Raw genomic sequence first — 19240 nt, 5'->3', positions numbered from 1 at the left:
GAACGCTTAACCCCGGTTCGGCACACTGGTCGCACCGAACAGGAGATCATCATGCCGAAGGAAGTCGCCCACAACCTGCTGTCCTGGGCCAGCGAGATCGACGCCGGAACGATCGAGCAGGCGGCCCGGACCGCGCGCCTGCGTTTCGTCTCCGGGCACGTCGCGCTGATGCCCGACGCGCACATCGGGATCGGCGCGACCGTCGGATCGGTCATCCCCACCGAGGGTGCGATCATCCCCGCCGCCGTCGGGGTCGACATCGGCTGCGGGATGATCGCGACCGAGACCGACCTGACCGCCGCCGACCTGCCTGCGGGCCTCGACGCGCTGATGCCGCTGGTCGAGCGGCGCATCCCGGCCGGCGTGGGCCGGGGCCACGACGACCGGGCCATCGACCGGGCGCTGGAGGCGATCGGGCGGCCGTACACGGAACTGACCGCCAAGCAGGACAAGACGGTGGCCACGCAGTTCGGCACCCTCGGGTCGGGCAACCACTTCGTGGAGGTCTGCCTCGACGAGCGCGACCACGTGTGGACGGTGCTCCACTCGGGTTCGCGCGGGATCGGGAACCAGCTCGCCACCCGCCACATCGCCGGGGCGAAGAAGGCGATGAAGCAGGCGGCGATCGGGCTGGAAGACCCCGACCTGGCCTACTTCGTCCAGGGGACGCCCGAGTTCACCGCCTACATCGACGACATGTTGTGGTCGCAGGCCTACGCGATGGCCTCGCGGGCGCGGATGGACGCGGTGTTGTCGAACGCGCTGTTCTCGGTGGTCGGAAAGGGCCGCCGGGTCCGGACGATCAACTGCCACCACAACTTCACCCAGAAGGAGACGCACCACGGCAAGTCGCTGTGGATCACCCGCAAGGGCGCCATCAAGGCCGACACCGGCGACGAGGGCGTCATCCCGGGCTCGATGGGGACGCGGTCCTACATCGTGCGCGGGAAGGGCAACGCCGACTCCTACAACTCGTGCTCGCACGGGGCGGGGCGGCGGATGTCGCGCGGGCAGGCCAAGCGCACGCTCACCGCGTCGTCGCTGAAGAAGGCGATGGAAGGCCGGACGTGGAACGCCGACCGGGCCTCGGCGCTGGTCGACGAGCACCCGGAGGCCTACAAGCCGATCGACCAGGTCATGGCCGACCAGACCGACCTGGTGACCGTGCAGCACACGCTGCGCCAGGTGTTCAACTACAAGGGCTAGCTCGTACCGCGCACGAGCAGCAGCACGACGGCCAGGGCGGCGACGGCGACGGCGCTCTGGAACGGCGCGGCGGGGTGGCGCACCAGCCTCGGGGCCAGCGCCAGCGCGGCGGCGGGCAGCGCCGCGGGCCACCAGAGCACGGCGACGGCGGCGACCAGGAAGACCGGGGTGAGCACCAGGGTCCGGCGGCGGCCGAGCCGCTGGGGCAGGCCGTGCACCCCCGTCTCCAGGTCGCCGTCGATGTCGGGCAGCACGTTGGCCAGGTGGGCGCCGATCCCGAGCAGCGCCCCGGCGGCCACCGACCACCAGGCGGGCCACGGCTGGCCGGGCAGCCCCAGCGACACGAACGCCGGGAACTGCCCGAACCCGATCGCGTAGGGCGCCCACGAGAGCAGCGTGGCCTTCAGCCCCAGGTTGTACGCCCACGCGGCGGCCACCCCCAGCAGATGGAACCCGCCCGCGAGCAGGCCGTTCGCCAGCGACAACGGCACACACGCCAGCAGGGCGACCGCGGCGGCCACCCATAAGGTCCGCACGGAGACGTCTCCGGAGACCGCCGGTTTCCCGGTACGCCCCAGGGCCCGGTCGCGGCCCGCGTCGACGGCGTCGTTCGACCAGCCCACCGACAACTGCCCGGACAACACGGCGGCCAGCACGAGCAGGCAGCCGGCGAGGTCCTGCCCCGATCCGGCGGCCAGCGCGGTCACGAGGGCGGTGACCGCCAGCGTCGGCCCGGGGTGGCAGGCGAGCGCTAATCCCAGGAGCACAGAGGTTGGGGTTCCCAACGGGACGCACATGAACCCGTGAGGGGTGGGCAGAGATCGGAAGGGGATGGATTTCTGCCGATCTGGGAGTGCGATGTCACGTATCGCCGCCGTTCATGGCGTCCTGCCGCCGAACCGCTACGCGCAGGCTGAGATCACCGACGCGATCGCCCGGCTGGGCATCCTCGACGCCACCGAACGCCGCGTTCTCGAACGACTCCACCGGCACGCCCAAGTCGAGTACCGGCATCTCGTACTGCCCCTCGACGACTACGTGAAACTCGACGGCTTCGGCGCGGCCAACGACGTGTTCGTCGCGGCGGCGGTCGACCTGGGCTCCCAGGCCATCGCGGAGGCCCTCGACGCGGCCGGCCTGACCCCCCGCGACGTCGACATGATCCTCTTCACGACGGTGACCGGCCTCGCGGCGCCGTCGATCGAGGCCCGCATCGCCTCCCGCCTGGGCATGCGCCCCGACGTGAAGCGCCTGCCGCTGTTCGGCCTGGGCTGCGTGGGCGGCGCGGCCGGGGTGGCCCGTGTGCACGACTACCTGACCGCCAAGTCCGCCCAGGTCGCGGTGCTGCTCTCGGTGGAGTTCTGCTCCCTCACCATCCAGCGCGACGACCGTTCGATCGCCAACCTCGTGGCGGGCGGCCTGTTCGGCGACGGCGTGACCGCCGTGGTGGCCACCACCTCCGAGGGCCCCGGCCCCCGCGTGGTCGACTCGCGCTCCCACCTCTACCCCGACTCCGACCAGGTCATGGGCTGGGACATCACCAACGGCGGCTTCCGGGTGGTGCTGGACGCCAGCGTCCCGGCCGTCGTCCGCACCTACCTGCCCGGCGACGTCGACGGCTTCCTCGGCGACCACGGGCTGACCAGGAAGGACGTCACGGCCTGGGTCTGCCACCCCGGCGGGCCGCGGGTCCTGGAGGCGGTCGTCGAGGCGCTGGACCTGCCGCCCGACGCCCTCGACGTGACGTGGCGGTCGCTGGCCGAGGTCGGCAACCTGTCCTCGTCGTCGGTGCTGCGGGTGCTGGCCGACACGATGGCGCTCGATCCCCCGAAGGGCACCCCCGGCCTCATGATCGCGATGGGCCCGGGGTTCTGCTCGGAACTCGTCCTGCTGGAGTGGTGATGGGCTGGTACGCCGTGCTGGTCGCCCTCGTCGGGGCCGAGCGCCTGGCCGAACTCGTCGTCTCGAAGCGCAACCTGCGCTGGAGCCTGGCCCGGGGCGGGATCGTGGCCGGTCAGGGCCACTATCCGTTCATGGTGGTGCTGCACACCGGGCTGCTGGCCGGGTGCCTCATCGAGGTGTACGCCGCCGACCGGCCCTTCGTGCCCGCCCTCGGCTGGCCGATGCTGGCCCTCGTGGCGGCCTCCCAGGCGCTGCGCTGGTGGTGCATCAGGACGCTGGGACACCAGTGGAACACCCAGGTCGTGGTGGTGCCGGGGCTGAAGGCGGTCACGGGCGGCCCCTACCGCTTCCTGCGCCACCCCAACTACGTCGCGGTGGTCGTCGAAGGGCTGGCGCTGCCCCTCGTCCACTCGGCCTGGGTCACGGCGCTCGTCTTCACGGTGCTGAACGCGGGGCTGATGGTGGTCCGCATCCGGTGTGAGGAGGCCGCCCTGACCCGGCTGGAAACCGCGTGATCGACTTATTGATCGCGGGCGGCGGGCCCGCCGGGCTGGCGACCGCCTGCCACGCCGCGCTGGCCGGGATGGAGGCCGTCGTCGTCGAACCCCGGGCGACCCCGGTCGACAAGGCCTGCGGCGAGGGGCTGATGCCCACGGGGGCCGAGGTGCTGCGGGCGCTGGGGGTGCGGCCGGAGGGGTGGCCGCTGCGCGGCATCACCTACCTCGACGCCGGCGGCTCGGTGACCGCGCCGTTCCCGCGCGGGCTCTCCGGGCTCGGCGTCCGGCGCACGATCCTGCACGAGGCGCTCGCCAAGCGGGCCGCCGAACTCGGGGTGCGGGTGGTCGCCGGGCGGGTGGAGCGCTTCCGGCAGCGGCCGGACGACGTCGAGGCCGACGGGTTCGGCCGGGCCCGCTGGCTGGTCGCGGCCGACGGGCTGCACTCCCCCTTACGCGCCGCCCTGGGGCTGACCGTCCCGCCGGGGCGCCTGCGCCGCCACGGCCTGCGCCGCCACTTCGCGGTCGCCCCGTGGAACTCCCACGTCGAGGTGCACTGGTCGCCGGGCGCGGAGGCCTATGTGACGCCCCTGGGGGCCGAGCTGGTCGGGGTGGCGGTGCTGAGCTCACGGCGGGTGCCCTACGAGGAGCACCTGGCGGCCTTCCCCGCGCTGCGCGACCGCCTCGGTCCGGCGTGCTCGCCGGTCAGGGGGGCGGGGCCGCTGCGGCAGGGGGCCAAAGCCCGGGTGGCCGGGCGGGTGCTGCTGGTGGGCGACGCCGCCGGATACGTCGACGCGCTCACCGGGGAGGGCGTCTCGCTGGCGGCGCGCTCGGCCGAGGCGCTGGTCGCGGCCCTGCGGACCGGCGATCCCGGCTCGTACGAGCGCGCCTGGAGGCGCTTGTCGCGGCGGCACCGGGCGCTCACGGCGGCGCTGGTGGGCGTCAGGGGCACCCCGATGGCCGGTGACCTGATCGCGCCGGCCGCGCGGAAGCTCCCGTGGGCCTTCCGCGCGGCCGTCGCACTCCTGGCCTAGCGGCGGGCCACCAGGATCAGGCGGCCGGACCTGATCTCGTAGGGGGCGCCGTCGGGGCCGGCGTACAGATCGATCGTCGTGAAGCCCGCCCCGGCGACCATGCGGCGGACCTCGGCGGCGGTGTAGACGTGCTGGACCGAGGTGCCCCGGTGCACCTCTTCCCCTCGGGTGAAGGTGAAGTGGGTGAGCCAGCGGCCGCCCGTCACGTCGTACTCGTTGACCTGCTCGGCGGTGACGCCGCCGATGGTCATCGGCTCCTCCTCCAGGGTCACGCCCGGGAGGAACGACTCGGCCGCGAAGGCGTAGTCGAGGACCAGCGTGCGAACGGTCAGCCCGTTGAGGAAGCCGATCGTCTCGTCGTGGTCGAGGTAGCCGAAGGCGTTGCCCATGCAGATCGCCGTGTCGGCGGTCGTCTCGGGCAGCGCGCGCATGTCGCCGACCGTGAAGACGGCGTCGAGCCCGCGCCGGGAGGCCTCCCGGGTCGCGTGGGCGACGGCCTCGGCCGACACGTCGACGCCGGTCACCCGGCGGCCGCGCGCGGCGAGTTCGAGGGCGTGCCGCCCGCTGCCGCAGGCCACGTCGAGGACGTGGTCGCCCGGCAGCGACATCAGGAAGTCGATCTCGGGGGTCGTGTGTTCGATGGGGACGGCGGCCCGCCAGAAGGTGTTGGGCAGCTCGGTGAAGAAATCCGTGTACCACGGCATTGGAAGAAATGCTCCAGTCAATGTGAGAAAGAAACTGTCTCTCGTCTTGACCGGGGCAGCGCTGGACCACCCCGGTCACACCGGGCGGGCAGCCATGGCCTCTCCTCGTTTCGCTGGACTGGGTACGACGGTACCGGCTGATAGAACGGTTGTCATGATGATTACGACCTCGCGTGACGGCACCACGCTGGCCTACGACCGGGTCGGCGAGGGGCCGCCGGTGATCGTCGTGCTGGGCGTCTTCAACGAGCGCGCCGCCGGCCTGCCGCTGGCCGAGGCGCTGGCCGACCACTTCACCGTCTTCGTCTACGACCGGCGGGGGCGCGGCGGCAGCGGGGAGGTGGCCCTGCCCTACCGGATCGCCGACGAGGTCGACGACCTGAAGGCCATGATCGAGGCCGCGGGCGGCGAGGCGGCCGTGTTCGGCTACTCCTCGGGCGGGCTGCTGGCGCTGAAGGCGCTGCTCGACGGGGCCCGCATCACCCGGCTGGCCCTCTACGAGCCGCCCTACCAGAACGAGAACCCCTCCCCCGCCGACCACGCCGGCCACCTGACCGAACTGGTCTCCCAGGGGCGGCGCGAGGAGGCGGTCGAATACTTCCAGCTGAAGATCATCGGCATGCCGCCCCACATGGTGGAGGAGGCGAAGAACGCCCCCTTCTGGCGGCGTCTGGAGGCGCTGGCGCCTTCGTCGGTCTACGACGCCCTGCTGGTGACCGACCGCGAGCTGCCCGACCAGCTCGCCGCGCTGCGCCCGCCGCCGACGCTGGTCCTCGACGGCGCGGCCAGTCCCGACCGGCTGCGCGGCATGGTGGGGGCCCTGGGCACGGCGGTCGCCGGAGCCCACGTCGTGGCCCTCGACGGCCAGACGCATACGATCGACCCGGAGGTCACCGGGCCGATCGTGCGGGCGTTCTTCACAGGCTGACGGCGGTCACTCCGGGCGTCACTTCGAGCGGGCCTTGGCCGACGCCCTCCGGTTCGCCTTCTTGATCGCCTCCACCAGCTCGGGCTTGCTCATGGAGGACCTGCCGGGCACCTCCAGGCGCTTGGCCACGTCGTAGAGGTGCTGCTTGGAGGCGTTGGCGTCGACGCCCTCGGCGGTCTTGCCGGGCTTGGGGGTGCTCTTCTCGGCCTGGCGGTCCGAGGGGCCCTTCTCGGCCTTGGGCTCCCAGTGGTCGCCGACCTTCTCGAAGCTGTGCTTCAGGGCCGCGTTGGCGGTCCGGTGGGCCCGTTCGCCCTCGCCGTACTGTTCGACGGCGGAGTCGTGGGCCTTGAGCCAGGTCCGCTGGGCCTTCTTCGGGGAGCGCTTCAACGTGTCGGGGAGTTCCTGGCGTGCGGGCATGGTCTCTGCCTTTCTGGGTGTCTTTCCTCCGTGCTCTCCTTCGGGCCCGGCCGTGGCGGCACGGCCGGGCCGGCGAAGTTCGTCAGTCGGTGGTCAGCGCCGCCATGAGGTCGCCGACCGACGTCTCCGGAAGGGCCTTGGCGACATCGGCCAGAGCGACCATCCCCACCAGGGTGTGGCCGTCGATCACGGGCAGGCGGCGGACCTTGCCTTCGCCCATCGTGCGCAGGATCTCCTGCGCGTCGTCGTCGGCGCCGATCGTCACCACCTCCCTGCCTCCCAGCTCACCGGCCAGGCACGACTTGGGGTCACGGCCCTGGGCGATCACCTTCACCACGATGTCGCGGTCGGTGATCATGCCCTTGAGGCGGTTGTCCTCGCCGCAGATCGGCAGGGAGCCGACGTCGAGGCGCTGCATCTTCTCGGCGGCGTCGGCGATGGTCTGGTCGGAGTTCACGCACTCCGCGTTCGGAGTCATGATCTCGCGGGCGGTTGTCATCGTTCCTCCTTCCGACAAGGGTTCGCCTGCCCCGCATCGCCCGCCCCACGCCCCCGATCAGGCCAAAAGTTCGTCGAGGTCGAGCCGGAGGGCGAGCTGGTCGCCCAGTTCGCGCAGCAGGCCGGCCTCCGCCAGGGAGAGCGGCCGCCGTGCGCCGCCGCGGCGCGCGATCGTCACCGCGCCCATCGCGCGGCGGGCGACGAGCGGCACGCAGACCAGCGAGCCGACGCCCAGCCGCGCGGCCACCGGGACGCCCTCGGCGTCCTCTCCCAGGACGCCGAGGTCGCCGAGCGGGCTCTCCAGGGCCATGCGCCCGCTCTCGGACACCCGGCGCGACAGGTCGAGCGGCCGCTCGACCCCGGCCGGGAGGCCCTCGCCGGCCACGGCGGCCGCCGGGCGCCATGCGCCGCTCCGGTCCACCAGGTCGACGTGGACCCAGTCGGCCAGGGCCTCCCGCAGCGCGCCCGCCGCCTGCCCGAGGGAGAACCCGGGCGAGAGCAGCAGCCGGGCCCAGGAGGACAACACGTCCTCGCGGGCGGGCCGGATCTCGGGGCCGGATGGCGGCAATGGTTCCGCCGGCGGCACGACCGAGGTGCCGATCAGCAGGTGGGGCCGCTCGCCCGGCAGGTCGAGCCGGGCGATGGCGAGCGTGACGTCCACCGGCGGCAGCCGCCGCCGCACCAGGCGCATGCGGACCGTCCGGGCCTCGCCGGTGCGGCTCGCCGCCGCCAGGGCCGACCGCAGGGCGGCCCGGAAGCGCAGGTCGGCGAAGACGGGAAAGGGGCGTCCGGCCGCGTACGACTGGGTCACGTCGAGCAGGGCGAGCGCGGCGGCGTTGGCCCGCCTGATCACCCCGTCGTCGCCGGCCACGATCAGGGTGGGGAACGGCGAGCCGGTGAAGGCGGCGCGCAGCAGGAGGCGTTCGAGCTCGGCCGGGCTCTTCTCGGCGGCGACCTGGTCGGCCCAGGAGACCAGTTCCTCCTGGCGGACCTTGAGCTCCTCGGTGGCCACGTCGAGCTCCAGCAGGGCGGCGTCGATCCACTCGTCGCGGCCGGCTTCGGCGGTCACGTAGGACCGGGACTCCCTCAGGTACGCCAGGCGCTTCTGGAACTCGATGAACTCGCTTTCGAACGCGCCGGCCGCCGATTCGTTCATCTCGCCTCATCTCCATCGCCTGATCGACATCGGAGACACCATGCCCCCAGGGCGCACGCACAGTCGCCTCCATGCCGTAAGAAGGCATGGCGCTGAAATATCCGAAAAGGTCACACGAGAAGGTCACACCGGTGCGAAACGGCTGCTTTTGGCCCGGAACTCCGCGGCCTTGCGCTGGTGGGAGTCGCAGTCGCAGTCGAGGGCGTGGCCGGCGAACTCGTGCATCCGCGCCAGCCGGTCGTGCAGCTCGGCCACGTCGGCGCAGTTGGCGGCGGCGCGCTCCCGCATGGTCCGCACCCCCTCCTGCATGATCGCGCGCAGTTCCACGGCCCGCCGCATGGCCGGATGGACGGCGGACTCCGCGACCGGTCCGCTCGCGTCGAGCGGCCGGCGTGGCCGGGACTCCACATCGGGCCGGGCGCCGCGCACGCGCGGCAGATGCCGGACCGCCCGTTCCGGCGTGTGCTCGCCGCCCGTAGAGGGCCCGTAGGTCTCCGGGGCCGCCGACAGCAGCCCGAGCAGGCGGACGGCCAGACCGCCGCCGGTCATCAGCAGAGTCGCGCCGTCGAGCTCGACCAGCGCCCTGAAGCGGAGCAGGACCCGGGCTCCCTCCAGGTCGCAGAAGCCCACCGCGCCCAGGTCGAGCGTCACCCGGGCGAACCGCCGGAACAGCAGGCACGCCAGGGAGCTCTCCAGCCACTCGGTCCAGGACCAGTCGATGTCGCCGGACAGTGCCAGCTCCAGGTCGGTCTCGTCCTCGTGGACGACGCCGAGTGAAAGGATCATTTCGAATCCCTACCCCTTTTTGCTGTCTTATGTGCATACGCCGAGATAGCGGGCAGGGGAATTCCGTGGACAGCCATCAGGGAAGAGACCTCGTGGTCGTCGCCGCGTCGGCCGGCGGGGTCGAACCGCTGCGCACCCTGGTGGCCCGTCTGCCCCCGAGCCTACCCGCGGCGGTCCTGGTCGTCCTGCACGTGGCCTCGTCGGGGTCGAGCGCGCTGGCGGGCATCCTCGACCGGTCCGGGCCGCTCAAGGCGACTCCCGCCGAGGACGGGCAGCCGCTCGTGCGCGGGGAGATCCGGGTGGCGGTGGCCGGCCACCACCTGCTGGTGCACGACGGCCACCTGCGGGTCAGCCGGGGCCCGCGTTACAACGGCTACCGCCCGGCCGCCGACTTGCTGTTCATGAGCGCCGCCGTCGCCGCCGGGCCGAGGGTCGCCGGGGTGGTGCTGAGCGGCACCCTCGACGACGGGGCCCGCGGTTGTGAGCTGGTGGAACGGCACGGCGGGGTGGTGGTCGTGCAGGACCCGGAGGAGTGCGCGTTCCCCGGCATGCCGTCGGCGGCGCTGCGGGCGAGCGGGCGGGCCCGGACCCTGCCGGCTTCGCGGCTGGCCGAATGGATCGTGGAGCAGACCCGGTCGCCGGTGATCGCGGAGGAGACCATGCCCGACGAGGAACTGCTGCGTGACCTGGCCCCCTATCTGGCCCCCCGGTTGCCCGGCACCCCTCCCGAGGGGGAGCTGTCCGGCTTCACCTGCCCCGACTGCAGCGGCCCGCTGTACATACGGCCCGGCAACCCGAACCCCCGCTACGACTGCCGCGTGGGCCACTCGTGGTCGATGGAAACCATGATCGCAGGGCAGTCGGAGGCCGTCGAGCGGGCCCTGTGGGTGGCCGTGCTTCGCCTGGAGGAGCGCGGACGGCTGCTCCAGCGCATGATCAACTCCGCCGAGCGGCAGGGGCACCGGCTGTCGGTGTCCCGGCTCGCCGAGGAGGCCGAGCAGACGCGCGAGGCGCTGGAGACCATCAGGGTGATGCAGTCGCGACTCGGCGCGGAAGAGGACGTCACCGGCGCCTGACAGGCGTGCTGGGCATAGGGTCGAGGTGTGATCCCGGCTGACGAACGTGACTTCGACGACCTCCTGGCGATGCTGAAGGAGACCAGGGGCTTCGACTTCACCGGCTACAAGCGCACCACCCTGATGCGCCGCATCGCCCGTCGGCTGGAATCGCTGAAACTCCGCGACTACAGCGAATACCGCGACTACCTGGAGCTGGAGCCCGAGGAGTTCAACCGGCTGTTCGACAGCCTGCTGATCAACGTGACCAGTTTCTTCCGCGACCCGGTCGCCTGGCAGGTGCTCCGCGAGCGGGTCGTGCCCGCCATCGTCGCCGGCAAGCAGGCGGGCAAGGGCATCCGCGTCTGGAGCGCCGGCTGCGCCACCGGCGAGGAGGCCTACAGCCTCGCGATGATCCTGGCCGAGGAGATCGGCGTCGACGAGTTCAAGGATCGCGTCAAGATCTACGCCACCGACCTCGACGAACAGGCGCTCCAGGTCGCCCGCAGCGCGAGCTACACCGACCGCCAGATGGCCGAGGTCCCCCCGGAACTGCGCGACGCCTACTTCGAGTCGTCAGGGGGTCTGCACGCCTTCCGGCGCGACCTGCGCCGCCAGGTCATCTTCGGCCGCAACGACCTGACGCGCGACGCCCCGATCTCCCGGGTCGACCTGCTGCTGGCCCGCAACACCCTGATGTACTTCAACACCGAGACGCAGCTCAACATCGTGCGCCGGTTCCACTTCGCGCTGGCCAACCCGGGCTACCTGTTCCTCGGCAAGGCCGAGATGCTGCTCAACCACAGCGACAAGTTCGAGCCCCTCGACCTGCGCATGCGGTTGTTCAAGAAGACCGGAACCGCGTCCTCCGGGGCCCGCCCGGCCTGGTCGTCGGCGCTGCCCACCCACACGACGTTGGGCGAGCTGCAGAGCTCGGCTCTGGCCTCCGGCCCGGTCGCCCAGCTCGGCCTCGACACCAACGGCCGGCTCGCCCTGGTCAACAGCCGCGCCGAGATGCTCTTCAGCCTCAACCCGCGTGACATCGGCCGCCCGTTCCAGGACCTGGAGGTCTCCTACCGGCCCGTCGAGCTGCGCTCGGTGATCGAACAGGCCCAGACCGAGCTGCGCACCGTCGAGCTCCAGGAGATCATCTGGCAGCGGTCGGGGCAGCCCGACGTCGGCGTGTACGACGTCTCGGTGGTCCCGCTGCAGAACGGCGACGGCGACCTCGTCGGCGTCGGCATCAACTTCTACGACGTCACCCGCTACCGCCGCCTGCGCGACGAGCTCGAACAGGCCAACCGGGAGCTCGAGAACGCCTACGAGGAGCTCCAGTCCCTCAACGAGGAACTGGAGACCACCAACGAGGAACTCCAGTCCACGAACGAGGAGCTCGAGACCACCAACGAGGAACTCCAGTCCACGAACGAGGAACTGGAGACCATGAACGAGGAGCTCCAGTCGACCAACGACGAGCTTCAGCAGATCAACGACGCCCTCAACGCCCGTAGCGACGAGCTCGACAAGGCCAACGCGTTCGTCTCGGCGATGGTCCGCAGCCTCGGCGACGCCGTCGCGGTCGTCGACACCGAGTTGCGCGTGCTGATCTGGAGCCCCGGGGCCGAGGAGTTGTGGGGCGTGCGCGCCGACGAGGCCACCGGGCAGCAGCTGACCGGCCTGGACATCGGCCTGCCCCTCGACAACCTCGCCGCCCACCTGCGGGCCCTGGTCGGCGACGCCGAGCCCCGCGACTGGCCCGACGGCATGGCCGTCGACGCCGTCAACCGGCGGGGCCGCGCCACCCGGCTGAGCATCGAGTTCTCCCGCATGCTCGCCGAAGACGGCCGGACCGCCGGCGTCATCCTGCTGATGGACGTGCTCGACCCGGCGCCCTCCTAAGGACGACGTCCGGTGTGGCGCAGGATCTCCTCCGCGAGGCGGTCGTGCGCCGACGCGGGCAGGGTGTGGCCCATGCCCTCGATCATGACCAGGCGGGCCCCGGCGATGGCGGCGGCGGTGGCCTCGGCGTGCGCGGGCGGGAACATCGGGTCCTCCGTGCCGTGCACGACCAGCGTCGGCGCGGTGACGGCGGCCAGGTCGGCCGCGGAGCCCGGGTCGGCGGCCCCGGCGAGGGCGTGGTTGAGGCCGGCCCGCAGGTCGCGCGCCCGCGTGTAGGCCCGCCGCTCCAGCGTGCGGTACTCCTCCTCGTCGAACGGCAGGACCGGGCCGTGCAGGATCCGCCACAGCGGCAACCGGGCCGCCAGGTAGTCCTCCAGGGACGCCCCCGGCTCGGGGAACGAGGCGGCGAGCGCGGCGAGCAGCTCGGGCGCGGGGGGCGGGAGCTCGCCGGGCGGCGTCGGCGTCCCCTCCATGACGCGCCGCACCGCGGCCGCCGTGTCGGTGCCGAGGGGCTGGGACGACAGGCTCGTGAGGGTCAGCACGCGATCGGGGTGGGTGACGGCCAGCCGCTGGACGATGAGGCCGCCGAGGGAGGCGCCCACGAGGTGGGCCCGTTCGACCTTGAAGTCGTCCAGCACGGCGATCGCGTCGGAGGCCAGGTCGGCGACGGTGTAGGGGTGGGCGGCGAAGTCGACGGTCGAGGAGCGCCCGGTGTCGCGGTGGTCGTAGCGGATCACCCGGCGGCCCCCGTCGACGAGGCGGCGGACGAGCCCGTCGGGCCACTGGACACCCTGCGCCTGCGCGCCCATGACCAGCAGCACCGTCGGGTGCCCGGAGTCGCCGAAGGCCTCCGCCCACAGGTCGAGGTCACCGACGCGGACGATGTGTTCGTTATTTTCCTGCATGGTCGTTCAAGATAATGGCCGGCCCGTGATCGCGCACCCCGGTTTTCCGAGTTGAACTCCCCCGCCCCCGGCGGCACCCTGATCCCCATGGCCGGAGTCAAGGGACAGGTGCAGAAGCGGGGGGTGGCGCGCCGCCGCGCCATGGTCGACGCCGCGATCGAACTGTTCGCGCGGCAGGGGGTGCGCGGCACCGGCGTGGCCGCCGTCGCCGAGCGCGCCGGCGCCACCCCATCGGCCCTCATCCACCATTTCGGCAGCAAGGACGGGCTCGTCCAGGCCGTCCTGGAGGAGGCCGACCGGCGGGCCCTGGAGCGGCTGTCGGCCTCCCCGGACGCCGAACCCACCCTCGACCAGGCCTTCGAGTGGTTCGTCCGGGACGCCGGGCACACCGCCGCCGCCGACCGCGACCTGGCCGCCCTGCACACCACGCTCACCGCCGAGAACCTGGAGCCCGGCGCCGCGCTGCACACCTGGTTCCGCGACCGTGGCCGGGCGCTCCGGGCCCATCTGACCTCGCTGTACGGCAGGGCCGTGGCCGACGGCTCCGCCCGCGCCGGGCTCGACCCGTCGATCCTGGCGGCCGAGACGGCCGCGTTCATCGAGGGCGCCCACCTGGTGTGGCTGCTCGACCCCGAGCGGGTCGACCTGGCCGCCGTGCACCGCAGCTACTTCGAGGGCATGGCCGCCCGGCTCCGTTAAGCGATCAACCGCCTGGGCAGGGTCGCAGCATGCCTGAGGAACCGAACCAGACACCGCCGGGCCAGACGCAGAGCTATCCCGGAAGCAGCGGCGACATGGCGCCCGAGCCCCGCGACGAGATGCGCGACTACGCCGGCCGCGACCTGCTCAAGGGCCGCAAGGCCCTGGTCACCGGAGGCGACTCGGGAATCGGCAGGGCCGTGGCGGTCGCCTTCGCCAAGGAGGGGGCCGACGTCGCCATCGCCTACCTGAGCGAGCACGAGGACGCCGAGCACACCCGCGCGCTGGTCGAGCGCGAGGGCCGCCGCTGCGTGCTGCTGCCGGGCGACCTCGGCAGGGCCGACCACTGCGAGGAGGTGGTCGAACGCACCGTCAAGGAACTGGGCGGGCTCGACCTGCTGGTCAACAACGTCGCCTATCAGGAGCCGGTCGACTCGCTCGACGAACTCGACGACGAGCAGTGGAACCACACCTTCGCGGTGAACATCCACAGCTACTTCCGGGTCACCAAGGCGGCCCTGCGGCACATGGGCGACGGCGCGTCGATCATCAACACCTCGTCGATCAACGGCCTGCGCGGCAACAAGAGCCTGATCGACTACGCCGCGACCAAGGGCGCGATCAACGCCTTCACGATGTCGATGGCGCAGAACCTGGTCGACAAGGGCATCCGCGTCAACGCGGTGGCCCCCGGCCCGGTCTGGACCCCGCTGATCCCGGCCACCTTCCCCGAGGAGAAGGTGGAGAAGTTCGGCCAGCAGGCCCCGATGAAGCGGGCCGCCGACCCGGACGAGATCGCGCCGTCCTACGTGTTCTTCGCGTCCGGGCGCCTGTCGTCCTACTACACCGGCGAGGTCCTGGCCCCGATCGGCGGCGAGACCCTCCCGGGCTGAGGCCGGGGAGGGTCGCTCACGTCAGGGTGAGCCGCAGGTGTAGCCGCTCACCGTGGCGGTGTTGCCGGTGGGGCGGGTGACCTGGAAGCCGAACGTGGTACTGGCGTTCGGCGCGAGGTTGCCGTTGTAGTTCTGGTTGGTCGCGGTGACGGTCTGCCCGGAGACCGTGAGAGTGGCGTTCCACGAGCCCGAGAGCGTGTGCCCGGCCGGGAGCGTGAACGTCACCCGCCATCCGCTCAGCGCCGAGGTGCCCGTGTTGGTCACGGTCACCGGCTGGACGACGTAGCCGTTGCCCCACTGGGTCTGCACGGTCCCGGTCGCCGAGCACGGCCCGCCGGGCTGCGGGCTCGGCGAAGGCGAGGGTGAAGGCGAAGGAGAGGGCGAGGGGCTGGGCGAAGGGCTGGGCGAGGGAGACGGCGAGGGACTGGGCGACGGGGACGGGGTCACGCCCGCCGGGGGGACCCGGATGATGCGGTCGTCGGCCGCGACCGGGGTGCCCCGGCCGTCGCGGTTGCTGGTGCCGACCCACAACCAGCCGTCGGGGCCGACGGCGACCGCGCGGAGGCGGCCGTACTGGCCCTGGAACTGGGCGGAGGCGCCGGCGGAGCCGCCCGAGCCGTTGAGCGACACCGCCCACAGGCGGGTGCCGCGCAGGGCGGCCGCGAACAGGGTGTTGTTGGCGAAGGCGAGGCCGCTCGGGGAGGCCTCGGCGGTCGTCCACGTGATGATCGGGTTGCGGAACGACGGGTTGTTGCAGGTGCCCTCGCACGTCGGCCAGCCGTAGTTGCCGCCCGCCACGATCTGGTTGATCTCGTCGGTGGTGTTCTGGCCGAACTCGGTGGCGTACATGCGGCCCTGGGCGTCCCAGGCCAGGCCCTGGACGTTGCGGTGGCCCAGGCTGTAGACCCGCGAACCGGCGACGGGGTTGCTCGCGGGGATGCTTCCGTCGGGGTTCATGCGCAGGATCTTCCCGGCGGGCGAGCTCATGTTCTGGGCGTTGGACGTGGTCCCGGCGTCGCCGGTGGCCAGGTAGAGCATGCCGTCGGGCCCGAAGGCGATGCGCCCGCCGTCGTGGACCGTCGCGCGCGGGATGCCCGACAGCAGGACGTTCTGGGTCGAGGGCGCGCTCAGGCGGAAGCGGGCCAGGCGGTTGTCGGAGGCGGTGGTGAAGTAGACGTAGACCCACTGGTCCTGGGCGTAGGTCGGGGAGACGGCGATGCCGAGCAGGCCGCTCTCGCCCGAGGCGGACACGCCGCTGATTGTCGCCACGGCGACTGGGGTCTGGCCGGGCCGCACCTGCATGACGCGGCCGGTGTTGCGTTCGGTGACCAGGGCGCTCCCGTCGGGGAGGAAGGCGAACCCCCACGGGACCTGGAGCCCGGTGACCGACACCTGGGCCCGGTCGAAGTCGAAGCCGCCGACCACGGCGGCCCGGGCCGGCAGGGCGATCATCACTCCGAGGAGCAGGATCGCCGCGGCGATGACGTGCCTAACGTGTCTGGACATTGCGGAACCATACGAGGCCTGGTAAGCCCTGCCAACGATCAACGGCGAGGCCGGTCGCTGACCTGCGCGCTCCGAAGAAAGTTTCACCGGTCGACCGCAAAGTTTCGCCCCCCGAAACGGGGAAGCCCGGGCCTCCGTGGAGGGGAGGCCCGGGCTCGTAGAGGAAACTACTTGACGACCTTCACGTAGTCGCTCGCCTCAGAAGAGCCGAAGCCGTGACGACCGTCGTACCGGACGCCCCACGTGCCGCTGCCCCAGGCCTTGACCTTGGTGTAGAACGACCCGTTCGGGTTGGTGTCGATGGTCTTCACGTACTTCCACTTGTGCGAACCCGCAGGGAGGAAGTAGACGTCGATGTCCTGCCAGCCCAGCTTGTACCAGCCGTGCCAGTAGTCGCGAGAGTCGTAGCAGCCGCTCCAGCCGTCGTCGACGGGCTTGACGCTACCGTCGAGTTCGACATAGGCGCGGTCGTGCTTCTTGTAGTCGTAGTACCAGTCGCCGTAGCACTGGGCGACCTGGAGCTGCCCGGTCAGGGTGACGTAGCGGCCCTTCTTCACCGGCTCGGGGCCGGCGTTGAAGTCGACGATCCGCGTGGCCTTGGGGCCCTTCGGCGGCTTCGGCGGGTCATAGCTGAGGTGCTTGACCGTGAAGCCGGAAGAGCTGGTGTAGAGCTTGCCGTCGAACCCGCGAGCGTAGACCTTGACGGCGTAGAACCCCTTCGGGTCCTTCGTGTCGATCTTCACGCTCTCGGAGGTGGAGAACCACACGGGCTTCCACGGCGCCTTCTTCTCCTCCGACCCGTCGGCGGTGGTGCTGTCCGCCGACTTGTCGTCCCAGCTGGGGCCGTCCCAGTCGTCTCGGCCCCAGCTACCCTTGTGGTCGACCACGATCTTGGCGTGCTTGATGTCCACGCCCTTGACGGTGATCGACACGACCTCGGAGTCCCACTTGCCCTTGAGGACAACCTGGCCGGGGTTGACCCAGACATTCGTGATTCTCGGGTTGGGCCCGTCGTGGTGACCGTGCCCGTGACCCGGGTCCGCTAAGGCGGGGGCCGCGGAGACGAGCGCCGAGGCGCTCATCGCAGCGGCCGCCACCAGCGCGGTGGCGATGCGCTTGATCATAAGAGGGTGCTTCCTCTCCCCGTTACAACGCGCGCTTCCGGCATGAAGCGCGCCTACGTCATAGACGGGAAATCTCCGCCAAAAGTTGCGGGTCTGCCGAAGAAAAAGTGATCACAACTTGGCAACGGGAACGGTTGCTCGCGCGTCGAGGTCAGATGATCACTGACGGTACATCTCCTCGATGATCTCCGCGTACTTCGCGTGGATGACCCGGCGCTTGAGCTTCAGGCTCGGGGTGAGCTCCTCGGTCTCGGCCGTCCACTCGACCGGCAGCAGCCGCCAGCGCTTGACCTGCTGCACCCGGGCCAGCTTCTCGTTGGCGGCCTCGACCGCCGCCTCGACGGTCTTCAGCACGTCGGGGTGCCGGGCCAGGTCGGCCAGGTCGGTGAAGGTGATGCCGTTGGCCTGCGCCCAGCCGGGGGCGATCTCCCCGTCGAGGGTGAGGATCGCGACCGGGTAGGGCCTGCCGTCGCCGAAGGCGAGGGCCTGGCCGATGAGGGCGTGCTCCTTCAGGTAGTTCTCGATGTTGGCCGGGGAGATGTTCTCGCCCCCGGCGGTGATGATGAGCTCCTTCTTGCGGTCGACGATGCGGACGAAGCCGTGCTCGTCGAGCGAGCCGACGTCGCCGGTGTGCAGCCAGCCCTCGTCGTCGAACAGGTCGGCGGTGGCCTCGGGGCGGTTGAGGTAGCCCGACGTGTTCAGCGGGCTGCGGGTGAGGATCTCCCCGTCGTCGGCGATCCGCACCTCGACGCCCGGTTCGGGGCGGCCGACCGTGCCGAGCCGATAGGCGTCGGGGCTGTTGGCGGTGAACGCCCCGGTGGTCTCGGTCATGCCGTAGACGTCGAGCACCTTGAGCCCGAGGCCGGCGAAGAAACGCTGCACCTCCAGCGGCATCGGCGCCGCCGCGGTGGCCAGCCAGCCCGCGTTGTCGAAGCCGATCATGCCGCGGATGATCGACAGCAGCGCGGCGTCGGCGGCCTCGTACGCGGCCTGGACCTCCGGCGTCATCGTGTGGCCGACCTGACCCGCCTCGACCCAGGCGAGCCCGGCGGCCATGGCCTTGCGCGCGTTCTCCTGCTGGTCCTCCGGCGACATGGCCAGCAGCGCGGAGAGCTTGGCCATCATCTTCTCCCAGACACGCGGCACGCCGAAGAACAACACCGGCTTGACCGCGGCGAGGGTCGGCCCGAGGTTGGCCAGGTCGGTGCAGAAGTGCACGTGGGAGACCTTGAACAGGGGCAGGTAGAGGCTCAGCACCCGCTCGGCGATGTGGGCGTAGGTCAGGTAGGAGATCTGGGTGCCCTGGGTGGGCAGCGAGGTCATCCGGTCGGTCGCGCCGACCTCGAAGAGCACGTTGCGGTGGGTGAGCGGGACGCCCTTCGGCATGCCGGTGGTGCCCGAGGTGTAGAGGACGGTGAGGGTGTCGTCGGGGGTGACCGAGCGCCAGCGCTCCTCGACCGACTGGGGGTCGGCGGCCAGCGCCTCGGCGCCCATCGCCAGGAAGTCGGCCCACGAGAGCTGGTCGCCGGTCGCGCCCTCCAACAGGATGATCTTCTCCAGGCCGGGCACCTGGTCGAGGACCGGCGCCCACCGGGCCAGCTCGGCCGGGCCGCCCAGCACGGCGACCTTGGCGCCGACGTCGTTGGCCACATAGGCGACCTGGTCGGGCGCGAAGGTGGCGTACACCGAGCACGGGATCGCCCCCGCGTGCACGGCCCCGAGGTCGGCGAGCACGTGCTCGCTGCGGTTGACCATCATGAGGGCCACCGAGTCGCCCGGATCGACGCCCAGTGCGGCGAACCCGGCGGCGATCTCCAGCACCCGCTGCCGGGCCTCCCGGTAGGTCAGGGTGGACCAGCCGCCCTCGACGGGGTCGGAATAGGCGGGTAGGTCGGGGTGGGCCTCGGCGGTCTCGTCGAGCTGAGAACAGATGGTCCGACCGGCGATGCTCTCCTCGATCGCCGCCCGCTCCTCAAGAACCATTCCGCGTCTCCTCAGGGGGATGCTGGACAGAGTGACCCGCATCACATCATC

General features: G+C 71.5%; 19 protein-coding genes. 9 read left to right on the top strand and 10 right to left on the bottom strand.

Features of this window, described 5'->3' with window-relative positions:
- Positions 1-51: 51 nt before the first annotated feature.
- Positions 52-1206 (top strand): RtcB family protein, encoded by a 1155-nt coding sequence (locus GT755_RS31175; RefSeq protein ID WP_161483159.1) that lies wholly within the window; start codon positions 52-54, stop codon positions 1204-1206.
- Here the strand turns inward: GT755_RS31175 and GT755_RS31170 are convergent.
- Complete coding sequence (locus tag GT755_RS31170) at positions 1203-1973, bottom strand: UbiA family prenyltransferase (protein ID WP_328794610.1); 771 nt, start codon at positions 1971-1973, stop codon at positions 1203-1205. The two genes, GT755_RS31175 and GT755_RS31170, sit on opposite strands and share 4 nt — an antisense overlap.
- A 91-nt stretch (positions 1974-2064) precedes the next feature.
- On the opposite strand from GT755_RS31170, the gene GT755_RS31165 reads away from it, so the two are divergent.
- Genes GT755_RS31165 through GT755_RS31155 form a run of 3 tightly spaced genes read left to right on the top strand, consistent with a single transcriptional unit; the run spans position 2065 to position 4636 of the window.
- Positions 2065-3108 carry a type III polyketide synthase gene (locus tag GT755_RS31165; RefSeq protein ID WP_161483157.1) on the top strand — a complete coding sequence of 348 codons (1044 nt, stop codon included), beginning with the start codon at positions 2065-2067 and terminating at the stop codon, positions 3106-3108.
- Positions 3108-3623 (top strand): isoprenylcysteine carboxyl methyltransferase family protein, encoded by a 516-nt coding sequence (locus tag GT755_RS31160; protein ID WP_161483156.1) that lies wholly within the window; start codon positions 3108-3110, stop codon positions 3621-3623. Before GT755_RS31165 ends, GT755_RS31160 begins: the two co-directional genes overlap by 1 nt.
- Positions 3620-4636, top strand: a complete 1017-nt coding sequence (locus tag GT755_RS31155) for an NAD(P)/FAD-dependent oxidoreductase (RefSeq protein WP_161483155.1) — start codon at positions 3620-3622, stop codon at positions 4634-4636. Before GT755_RS31160 ends, GT755_RS31155 begins: the two co-directional genes overlap by 4 nt.
- Here GT755_RS31155 and GT755_RS31150 read toward each other — a convergent pair.
- Positions 4633-5340: a class I SAM-dependent methyltransferase gene (locus GT755_RS31150; RefSeq protein ID WP_161483154.1), complete on the bottom strand. Its 708-nt coding sequence runs from the start codon at positions 5338-5340 to the stop codon at positions 4633-4635. The genes GT755_RS31155 and GT755_RS31150 overlap by 4 nt on opposite strands.
- Before the next feature lie 154 nt (positions 5341-5494).
- Between GT755_RS31150 and GT755_RS31145 the strand changes: the two genes are divergently transcribed.
- The gene (locus GT755_RS31145; protein WP_161483153.1) at positions 5495-6268 is read left to right on the top strand and encodes an alpha/beta fold hydrolase; all 774 of its coding nucleotides are present in this window, start codon (positions 5495-5497) and stop codon (positions 6266-6268) included.
- 18 nt (positions 6269-6286) lie between these two features.
- Here GT755_RS31145 and GT755_RS31140 read toward each other — a convergent pair whose 3' ends face one another.
- From GT755_RS31140 to GT755_RS31125, 4 genes are all read right to left on the bottom strand, one after another.
- A complete protein-coding gene (locus GT755_RS31140; protein WP_161483152.1) occupies positions 6287-6685 on the bottom strand; it encodes a ChaB family protein in 399 nt (132 codons plus the stop codon).
- A gap of 82 nt (positions 6686-6767) precedes the next feature.
- Positions 6768-7184 carry a CBS domain-containing protein gene (locus tag GT755_RS31135; RefSeq protein WP_161483151.1) on the bottom strand — a complete coding sequence of 139 codons (417 nt, stop codon included), beginning with the start codon at positions 7182-7184 and terminating at the stop codon, positions 6768-6770.
- 57 nt (positions 7185-7241) lie between these two features.
- The gene (locus tag GT755_RS31130) at positions 7242-8339 is read right to left on the bottom strand and encodes a PAS domain-containing protein (RefSeq protein ID WP_161483150.1); all 1098 of its coding nucleotides are present in this window, start codon (positions 8337-8339) and stop codon (positions 7242-7244) included.
- Between the two features lie 123 nt (positions 8340-8462).
- Positions 8463-9125 (bottom strand): STAS domain-containing protein, encoded by a 663-nt coding sequence (locus GT755_RS31125; RefSeq protein WP_161483149.1) that lies wholly within the window; start codon positions 9123-9125, stop codon positions 8463-8465.
- Positions 9126-9190: 65 nt separating this feature from the next.
- Between GT755_RS31125 and GT755_RS31120 the strand changes: the two genes are divergently transcribed.
- Complete coding sequence (locus GT755_RS31120; protein WP_161483148.1) at positions 9191-10201, top strand: chemotaxis protein CheB; 1011 nt, start codon at positions 9191-9193, stop codon at positions 10199-10201.
- Between the two features lie 27 nt (positions 10202-10228).
- Entirely contained in the window at positions 10229-12079 is a 1851-nt protein-coding gene (locus tag GT755_RS41410) for a CheR family methyltransferase (protein WP_161483147.1), read from the top strand.
- Here the strand turns inward: GT755_RS41410 and GT755_RS31110 are convergent.
- The gene (locus GT755_RS31110; protein ID WP_161483146.1) at positions 12076-12984 is read right to left on the bottom strand and encodes an alpha/beta fold hydrolase; all 909 of its coding nucleotides are present in this window, start codon (positions 12982-12984) and stop codon (positions 12076-12078) included. The two genes, GT755_RS41410 and GT755_RS31110, sit on opposite strands and share 4 nt — an antisense overlap.
- Positions 12985-13071: 87 nt before the next feature.
- Here GT755_RS31110 and GT755_RS31105 point away from each other — a divergent pair, with 87 nt between their 5' ends.
- Positions 13072-13683, top strand: coding sequence for a TetR/AcrR family transcriptional regulator (locus GT755_RS31105; protein ID WP_161483145.1), 612 nt, complete (start codon positions 13072-13074; stop codon positions 13681-13683).
- Between the two features lie 29 nt (positions 13684-13712).
- Positions 13713-14576 (top strand): SDR family oxidoreductase, encoded by an 864-nt coding sequence (locus GT755_RS31100; RefSeq protein ID WP_161483144.1) that lies wholly within the window; start codon positions 13713-13715, stop codon positions 14574-14576.
- Positions 14577-14597: 21 nt separating this feature from the next.
- Here the strand turns inward: GT755_RS31100 and GT755_RS31095 are convergent, their stop codons facing one another.
- The 3 genes from GT755_RS31095 to GT755_RS31085 all read right to left on the bottom strand — a co-directional run bounded on the left by GT755_RS31095 (position 14598) and on the right by GT755_RS31085 (position 19189).
- A complete protein-coding gene (locus GT755_RS31095; RefSeq protein ID WP_161483143.1) occupies positions 14598-16082 on the bottom strand; it encodes a PQQ-dependent sugar dehydrogenase in 1485 nt (494 codons plus the stop codon).
- A gap of 167 nt (positions 16083-16249) precedes the next feature.
- A complete protein-coding gene (locus GT755_RS31090) occupies positions 16250-17206 on the bottom strand; it encodes a hypothetical protein (RefSeq protein WP_161483142.1) in 957 nt (318 codons plus the stop codon).
- 159 nt (positions 17207-17365) lie between these two features.
- Positions 17366-19189, bottom strand: coding sequence for an AMP-dependent synthetase/ligase (locus GT755_RS31085; protein WP_161483141.1), 1824 nt, complete (start codon positions 19187-19189; stop codon positions 17366-17368).
- Positions 19190-19240: the final 51 nt, after the last annotated feature.

This window comes from Herbidospora solisilvae (genome assembly GCF_009901565.1).
Taxonomy (GTDB): Bacteria; Actinomycetota; Actinomycetes; order Streptosporangiales; family Streptosporangiaceae; genus Herbidospora; species Herbidospora solisilvae.
This window is presented reverse-complemented; position numbering and strand designations above follow the sequence as displayed.

Coding starts and splice junctions, on each gene's coding strand:
- GT755_RS31150 (WP_161483154.1), bottom strand. CDS start 5,340: ATGCCGTGGTACACGGATTTCTTCACCGAGCTGCCCAACACCTTCTGG.
- GT755_RS31140 (WP_161483152.1), bottom strand. CDS start 6,685: ATGCCCGCACGCCAGGAACTCCCCGACACGTTGAAGCGCTCCCCGAAG.
- GT755_RS31175 (WP_161483159.1), top strand. CDS start 52: ATGCCGAAGGAAGTCGCCCACAACCTGCTGTCCTGGGCCAGCGAGATC.
- GT755_RS31110 (WP_161483146.1), bottom strand. CDS start 12,984: ATGCAGGAAAATAACGAACACATCGTCCGCGTCGGTGACCTCGACCTG.
- GT755_RS31085 (WP_161483141.1), bottom strand. CDS start 19,189: ATGGTTCTTGAGGAGCGGGCGGCGATCGAGGAGAGCATCGCCGGTCGG.
- GT755_RS31125 (WP_161483149.1), bottom strand. CDS start 9,125: ATGATCCTTTCACTCGGCGTCGTCCACGAGGACGAGACCGACCTGGAG.
- GT755_RS31100 (WP_161483144.1), top strand. CDS start 13,713: ATGCCTGAGGAACCGAACCAGACACCGCCGGGCCAGACGCAGAGCTAT.
- GT755_RS31145 (WP_161483153.1), top strand. CDS start 5,495: ATGATGATTACGACCTCGCGTGACGGCACCACGCTGGCCTACGACCGG.
- GT755_RS31165 (WP_161483157.1), top strand. CDS start 2,065: ATGTCACGTATCGCCGCCGTTCATGGCGTCCTGCCGCCGAACCGCTAC.
- GT755_RS31095 (WP_161483143.1), bottom strand. CDS start 16,082: ATGTCCAGACACGTTAGGCACGTCATCGCCGCGGCGATCCTGCTCCTC.
- GT755_RS31135 (WP_161483151.1), bottom strand. CDS start 7,184: ATGACAACCGCCCGCGAGATCATGACTCCGAACGCGGAGTGCGTGAAC.
- GT755_RS31130 (WP_161483150.1), bottom strand. CDS start 8,339: ATGAACGAATCGGCGGCCGGCGCGTTCGAAAGCGAGTTCATCGAGTTC.
- GT755_RS31105 (WP_161483145.1), top strand. CDS start 13,072: ATGGCCGGAGTCAAGGGACAGGTGCAGAAGCGGGGGGTGGCGCGCCGC.
- GT755_RS31090 (WP_161483142.1), bottom strand. CDS start 17,206: ATGATCAAGCGCATCGCCACCGCGCTGGTGGCGGCCGCTGCGATGAGC.
- GT755_RS31160 (WP_161483156.1), top strand. CDS start 3,108: ATGGGCTGGTACGCCGTGCTGGTCGCCCTCGTCGGGGCCGAGCGCCTG.